This window comes from Rhizobium ecuadorense, assembly GCF_001187535.1.
In the GTDB taxonomy this organism is placed as follows: domain Bacteria; phylum Pseudomonadota; class Alphaproteobacteria; order Rhizobiales; family Rhizobiaceae; genus Rhizobium; species Rhizobium ecuadorense.
Genome location: NZ_LFIO01001366.1, coordinates 1 through 369, shown reverse-complemented (window position 1 = coordinate 369; position 369 = coordinate 1). Strand labels below are relative to the sequence as shown.

Annotated in this window: 1 pseudogene; it reads left to right on the top strand. The window is 62.1% G+C overall.

The window, feature by feature from the left end:
- A pseudogene (locus AF337_RS43405) lies at window positions 1-235 on the top strand (hypothetical protein); the annotation flags it as partial.
- Window positions 236-369 lie beyond the last annotated feature (134 nt).

Sequence of the window (369 nt, the reverse complement as noted above, 5' to 3'; positions counted from 1 at the left end):
CTTCACTGCAGCGATGATCGCCGGGTTGAGGGAAGGAAACTTCGGCGACGTTCGGACGGCGCGGATTGACGATTGGGAGGCTGACCCGGACACCATGGAGCCCGATAAACTGCTGCCCCTGATCGAAGCCATCGGCAAAGGGCGCTTCGCACAACGCCTGAGCTCCCGCATTGCGGGCATCGAGGTTCCCGGCTACATCAAGCGCGCGATCGAGCACGTGGTCGACCGTGTCTGACGCCTCTCTTTATCTCGCGGCAGCCGAAGAACTGAGACCGAACCCGGCCCAGTGGCAAGCCTACCAGTCAACGGGCCATTCGGTGGTGCTCGCGGGGCAGGGAAGCGCCAAGACCCTGTCTCTTATACACATCT